This is a genomic window from Nitrosomonas sp., from assembly GCF_019752415.1.
Classification (GTDB): domain Bacteria; phylum Pseudomonadota; class Gammaproteobacteria; order Burkholderiales; family Nitrosomonadaceae; genus Nitrosomonas.
On record NZ_JAIEME010000105.1, the window covers coordinates 1 to 6,272 of the forward strand.

3 protein-coding genes and 1 pseudogene are annotated in these 6,272 nt (G+C 47.9%); 2 read left to right on the forward strand and 2 right to left on the reverse strand.

What is annotated here, in order from left to right; all coding sequences use genetic code 11:
- On the reverse strand, positions 1–2,503 hold a 2,503-nt coding region (locus tag K2P83_RS14000; RefSeq protein WP_292930242.1), incomplete at its 3' end, for a hypothetical protein.
- A gap of 238 nt (positions 2,504–2,741) precedes the next feature.
- Positions 2,742–3,026 carry a hypothetical protein gene (locus tag K2P83_RS14005; protein ID WP_292930244.1) on the reverse strand — a complete coding sequence of 95 codons (285 nt, stop codon included), beginning with the start codon at positions 3,024–3,026 and terminating at the stop codon, positions 2,742–2,744.
- A gap of 794 nt (positions 3,027–3,820) precedes the next feature.
- Between K2P83_RS14005 and gdhA the strand changes: the two genes are divergently transcribed.
- Both gdhA and K2P83_RS14015 read left to right on the forward strand, forming a co-directional pair.
- Complete coding sequence (gene gdhA, locus K2P83_RS14010) at positions 3,821–5,164, forward strand: NADP-specific glutamate dehydrogenase (RefSeq protein WP_292930246.1); 1,344 nt, start codon at positions 3,821–3,823, stop codon at positions 5,162–5,164.
- A gap of 301 nt (positions 5,165–5,465) precedes the next feature.
- A pseudogene (locus K2P83_RS14015) lies at positions 5,466–6,272 on the forward strand (transglycosylase); the annotation flags it as partial.

Sequence of the window (6,272 nt, forward strand, 5' to 3'; positions counted from 1 at the left end):
TGGCGTCATATCCCCACAGTTTGAATCCGCTGTTGTCCGATTGGCTGATCAAGCGATCCAGCGCATCATAATCATAAGCGCGGTTAGTCACCGGATTGGTGTCCGTTGTATTGGTAATGCGGCTGGCGGCATCGTAGGTCAGCGTGCGGGTGTCGCTGCCGACGCGATGGGTTTTGAGTCGGCCATCGGAGTCGAAACTGCGGGTGTACGCCTGGTTATTTCCCCACACCCAGCTTTTCGGTTCACCAAACGGTTGATAAGCGATATTGCTCAGTAGCAGGTTACCATTGACACGGATCTCAACCGGGCGGCCATCGGCGCCATAGGCGGTGCTGACTTGCGTGCCAGAAGGGTAAGTCATTTGACTCAGGCGGCCAAAACTGTCGTATTGGTAGCCCAGTGTCTGGGTGTAATTGATGGTACCGATCTTGGCGATTTGGGTTTTGTTGAGTAGGCGGCCATATAAGTCATAGCTGAAACTGGTAGAGCCGGATTCATCCGTCATGCCGGTCAGGCGCCCAATGCCATTGGTGCCCGTATCGTAGCTCCAGATCAGCGCGGTTGCACCGGGAACCCCAGCCACCGTGGTATGGGTACGCTTGGTCGGGCGATTGAGCGCGTCCCAGGTATAGGTATGTTTGACGCCGCGTGCATCGGTGACGGTTTTTAGGTTGCCGCCCGTATCATAGGTGTAATTAATCGTGCCGCGATCAGCGGAGATTTCCTGCGTCATATCACCCAAGCCGTTGACCGTGTAGGTGGTGGCAATATTTCTCGGATCGGATACTTGCGTGAGCTGATCAAGTGCATCCAGAGTTTGCTGGGTATGGCCATTGGCCGGATCGATGGATTCCTTGAGGCGATTGAGCGTATCAAACTGATAGGCTGTGGTATGCAGCAAAGGATCGGTGGTCTGCTTCAGGTTGCCTTGCGCATCGTATTGGTACTGGGTGGTCTGGCTTTGTGCGCCGATGTCTTTCCACAGACGGCTTAACGCATCGAATTCGCGTTGTTGGGTTTTTGTCAGGTTATTGAGCGGATCGAACAATTCTTGTTTGGTGCGGTTCCCCCTATTGTCCAGCGTATACTGCACGCGATTGCCGAGATTATCCGCAATATCGGTCAAACGATGTGCGGCATCATAGGTGTAACTTAAGAAACTACTATCCGGGAGGATGATTTTTTTGAGTTGCCCTACGCCATCGTATTGGTAGCCGGTAATTTCCGTGCCGCTGGTGCGCGACAGTAATCGTTGACGTGCATCGTAAGTCAGTGTTGTGGTAAGACCATTCGGATCAATGATTTCTTCCGGCTGGCCGTGGGCGTTATAACGCGTGATTTGTGTCACATGACCCAATGCATTGGTGATACTTTCAACCTGTGCACGGCAACCCAAATGCCCACCCACACAAACCGCATCGGGTGCGTAATAATCGGTGGTGGTGATGTCGGTCACATCGGTGCGCGGGCCGTTCTCGGTTTTTTGCAGGATTACGCCGGGAACGCTGGGGTGATAACTATAGCTGGTATTCCACGTGCGCGTGGCATTGGTGGCGGTGTCTTTAATTTGATGCTGTGTGACGTTGCCATGCGTGTCATACACATAGCTGGTTTCGCGCTTGGATTCAGCGACGAGCGTGGGTAGCCGAAAGCTGGCATGCCAGGTCGTTAGGATTTTACGTTCACTGCTATTTGCGGCTGGTACGTAACTGAGCAAATCGCCTGGACAACCGGCACCCGCAGCCAAACCTTCAACCTGGGCTGTTTCGAGATTCCGGGTCAGATCATAGGCATAGCAGGTTTTATTGCCATTGAAATCGGTGCGGCTGGCGGCATTGCCGTTGGCATCATAGGTCATGCTACTTGCTGCGGCACTACAACCCGAACCGGCCGGTTGCGATTGACCGGTGCTTTTGGCCACGCCCAGGATAGTTTGGAAGGTGTGCGTGTATTGACTATTCAACGGATCGGTAACGATAGTGTTGCTGCCATCGGCGCTGTAGCTTAATGTATGCAAATCAATACCGCCAGTGCCATGCTCTGTACTGATTGCACGACCTTGCGCATCGTATTTGTAGGTGGCATAACGTGCGCCGTTCTCGTCGATGATGCCCGTTAATGCATTGGGTAAATTGGCCCCACCTTCGATGTAGATAGATTCGTTGTAATGGTAGGTGCGGGTTTTGGCATCGGGGGTGATCACCGAAGCCAGATTGCCTGCAGCGTCATAAGTATATTGAAAGACGCCATTGGCTGGATTGGTCATCGTATTGATGCGGCTGGAACCATCGTAGGTGAAACTTAGTGTGCGGCCTGTGTCGTCGGTGACTGTGCTTAGGCGGCCATTGGTGTCATAACTTAGTGTTTGTGTGCGGCCATCGCGATTGGTGATGGATAGGAGTTTGCCAGTCGTATCGTAGTGTTCGATGGTGTCACGGATTGTTGTCAATACCCATTGATTGCCAATAAATTTAAGCGTATTTTCCAGTTCATCAGTAGTCATGTTTATCCAGTCATTTCCTAACTGGATAAAGGTAATTATTTTACCATCACTGGTTGTTATAACTACTCTGGGTGGGAGGCTCGTCGGAATGACAATATCATCAGGAACGTAAGATCCGTTCTTGAAAGTAAAAACTATTGGAGATGTCGAAAACGCACTAGTATCAACTGTGGACTGTAGTGAATTTTGATAGCTATGCCGCCAAGGAGATGCATTATTCTGACTATTATAAAAACGACTAAAGATCAAATTTTATTGTGTCCTCATAATCAGTTTCTGGCATAATTTTATTACCAGTTGCTGAATTTATCGGATTCCCAATATTTACTGAGCTTCTGGTGTTTCCTGAATTATCACTACAGAGATTAGACTGTTGACCAAGATTCTTTTTGAATATTAAATCTTGAGAAGACCGGATACATAATTGATTAACAGGATAAGCTGCTTGACTATCTGGCGTAGCCCCAGGTGCACAGTCAATATGCCATCCAGCGATGGCTGCTCCAAACAGCGAAGCAGGCAATTCATTTCCATTTTGAGAGCAATAAACTAGAATCTCTGTTGCATGAGAAGAAACAATTGCTCTTGAAAAAACGATAGGGCCAAAAATCCTAAGTTGATCAGGCGACTGTGTGGCATTTATATCACTGCAAGGATGTTCGCCTAGTTTATCTGGATTGGGATATAAATAAGCCTTACCATGACTACCATAGGAGAATCCTGCCGCAATAGGTGGCTCCTCTATGAGGTCGCTAGCAGAAGGTGCTGAATAGATAAAAAAGTAAAAGTAACAATATATGAAGTTACAATACTTTTACCAATGTTCTTAATTAACCAATACAATTGAAAACCATGCCTGGTTCCAGCTATCACACGCAAAATCCCGAGCATGACTATCCCCCTTAACAACTATTGATTGGCTGCTGCTACGGTTGGAAAAACAATTGCATACTCATTTCCACAGGATAGTAAGCAGTGAAACTGTCAAAATATTACAAACGTTAGAAGTATCTATGGATAAACTTCAAAATAGATAAAAAGCAAGAAATCTTATGACCCTTTCTCACAATCAAAACGCGAAATAGCACCCTATTTACCCGCTATTTCTTAAATTTCCTTCAACAGATTTATCCTATGATGGACGGGATAACTTGAATCGCCTATCCTTGGCAAGAAGGATAAATATTCCAATTTATCTTCTTATTGAAGAATAACTTCTAAAAAATCCCATTTTTAATAAAAATACAGTGCAGCCTGTACATTAATTTGGCAGAATTAGGCTATTTGAAATAACCTTTCACTAACCGGGGAAATGAAATGAAATATAAGAGCCTTCAAGAGTTCAGCGCGTATGTGGCTGAGCGGAATCCGAATCAACCGGAATATATGCAAGCGGTTACTGAGGTCGTGGAGAGTTTGTGGCCTTTTATTATGGAACATCCACGTTATGCGGAGCATGGCTTGCTGGATCGCTTGGTCGAGCCGGAGCGGGTGATTATATTTCGTGTGTCCTGGGTTGATGATCATGGTGAAGTCAAAGTCAATCGCGGTTACCGGATACAACACAGTTCTTCCATCGGGCCTTATAAGGGCGGTGTCCGATTTCATCCTTCGGTGAATTTATCGATTCTTAAATTCCTGGCATTTGAGCAAACCTTTAAGAATGCATTGACGACGCTACCGATGGGTGGCGGTAAAGGCGGTTCCGATTTTGATCCGAAAGGGAAAAGCCCCGGTGAAGTGATGCGCTTCTGTCAGGCTTTTATTTGTGAATTGTTCCGGCATATCGGCTCGGACACCGACGTTCCTGCCGGCGATATCGGCGTGGGCGGGCGTGAAGTCGGATTCATGGCGGGCATGATGAAAAAATTGTCCAATCGCGCGGATTGCGTGTTTACCGGGAAAGGGTTGAGTTTTGGCGGGTCATTGATACGGCCGGAAGCAACCGGTTATGGCACGGTGTATTTTGCCCAGGAGGTATTGAAGCAGGCCGGGCGTTATTTGGAAGGCATGCGCGTTTCTGTTTCCGGTTCGGGCAATGTGGCGCAATTTGCCGTGGAAAAAGCGATGTCGCAAGGCGCCAAGGTGATTACCGTATCCGATTCCAGCGGGACGATCGTGGATGAAGCTGGCTTTACTCCGGAAAAACTGGCGATACTGGCCGAAGTGAAGAATCATTTGTATGCGCGTCTGGATGAATATGCCAAGCGTGTCAATGTGGTTTACCTGCCGGGCGTAAAACCTTGGCATGTGCCGGTGCAAGTGGCATTGCCGTGCGCGACACAAAATGAAATCAATGGCGAGGACGCGCAAACTTTGGTTAAAAATGGTGTTATTTGTGTTGCTGAAGGCGCCAACATGCCTTCGACTGCGGAAGCCGTCGAATGTTTTATCCATAACAAGGTACTGTATGCGCCGGGTAAAGCAAGTAACGCGGGCGGTGTCGCTACATCCGGGCTCGAAATGAGCCAGAATGCGATGCGCATGTCCTGGACACGCGAAGAAGTGGATGCGCGCTTGCAGGAAATTATGCAGGCCATTCACAAATCCTGCCTGAAGTACGGCACCAAACCCGATGGCAGCGTTAATTATGTGGATGGCGCCAATATTGCCGGTTTTGTTAAAGTGGCCGAAGCCATGCTGGGTCAGGGCGTTATCTGATAATTATTGCCGGTTTAGGGCATCTCTAAAAATCCAAGTTTCGTCACAACACTTTGTTACTCGGAAAAAATGTTTCCTTTCATATCATGAATATGCTGCGTAACCATTTTTTTCTCGTGCTTCGTTTTGTTTAGAACTTTGAATTTTTAGAAGTGCCCTTTAGAGACTGGCCGTTAAAATTTCACATAACTGGAAGCATGACACCGGATTATCGCGGCGCTGCTGCGATAATCCGGATTGATTACAAAATGCTCGTCTCCGTCTCTTTATTGTAGTCTCCATTCGTTGTACCTTATTAGCTATGAGAAATTACCTTTTTGGATTAATCCTTTTAGCTTATGCTGGAGCGCTATCAGCAAACCAGGATAGTGATTTTCTTGCCGCCCGGCAAGCATTTCAAGCTGGTGATGCGAAGCGTTTGGATGATTATGCCAGGCGGCTGCAACGCCACACGTTATGGCCTTACGTGGAATATTATCAATTCCGCATGGTGTTGCAATCGACCGATATCGCAACGATCAGAAATTTTTTGCAACGCTATGAAGGCAGTCTGATTGCAGATCGATTACGGGCCGACTGGCTCAAGATGCTGGGCAAAAATCAACAGTGGAACCTTTTTGACGCTGAATACACACTGCTGGTTAATAAGGATACCGAGCTATTGTGCTATTACTATCAGCGCCGCCTGAGTGCTCAGGATAAAACGGCGCTGACGGATGCGCGGTCATTATGGTCTACGCCCACCAGCATGCCGGATAGCTGTACGCCCGTTTTTCAGGCACTCATTTCCAGCGGGCAGATTTCTCAGCAAGATATTTGGACACGGATCCGGGCTGCGCTGGAAGAAGGTCAAACCGGTGTGGCTACACATATTAATCGTTATTTGCCCAGCAACGATGCGCTGAACAGTGCCGATTTGAATAATGCCGCGAAGAATCCGCAGCGCTACCTGGAAACGCTGAAAAGCAAAATCAGGACGCGCAGTGATCGTGAGATTGCGCTGTTTTCATTGTTGCGCCTACTGCGCAACGATACCAATCCAGCGTATGTGCAGTGGCTAAAAATAAAAGATCAGCTCACCGCATCGGATCGGTCTTATTTCCTCGGA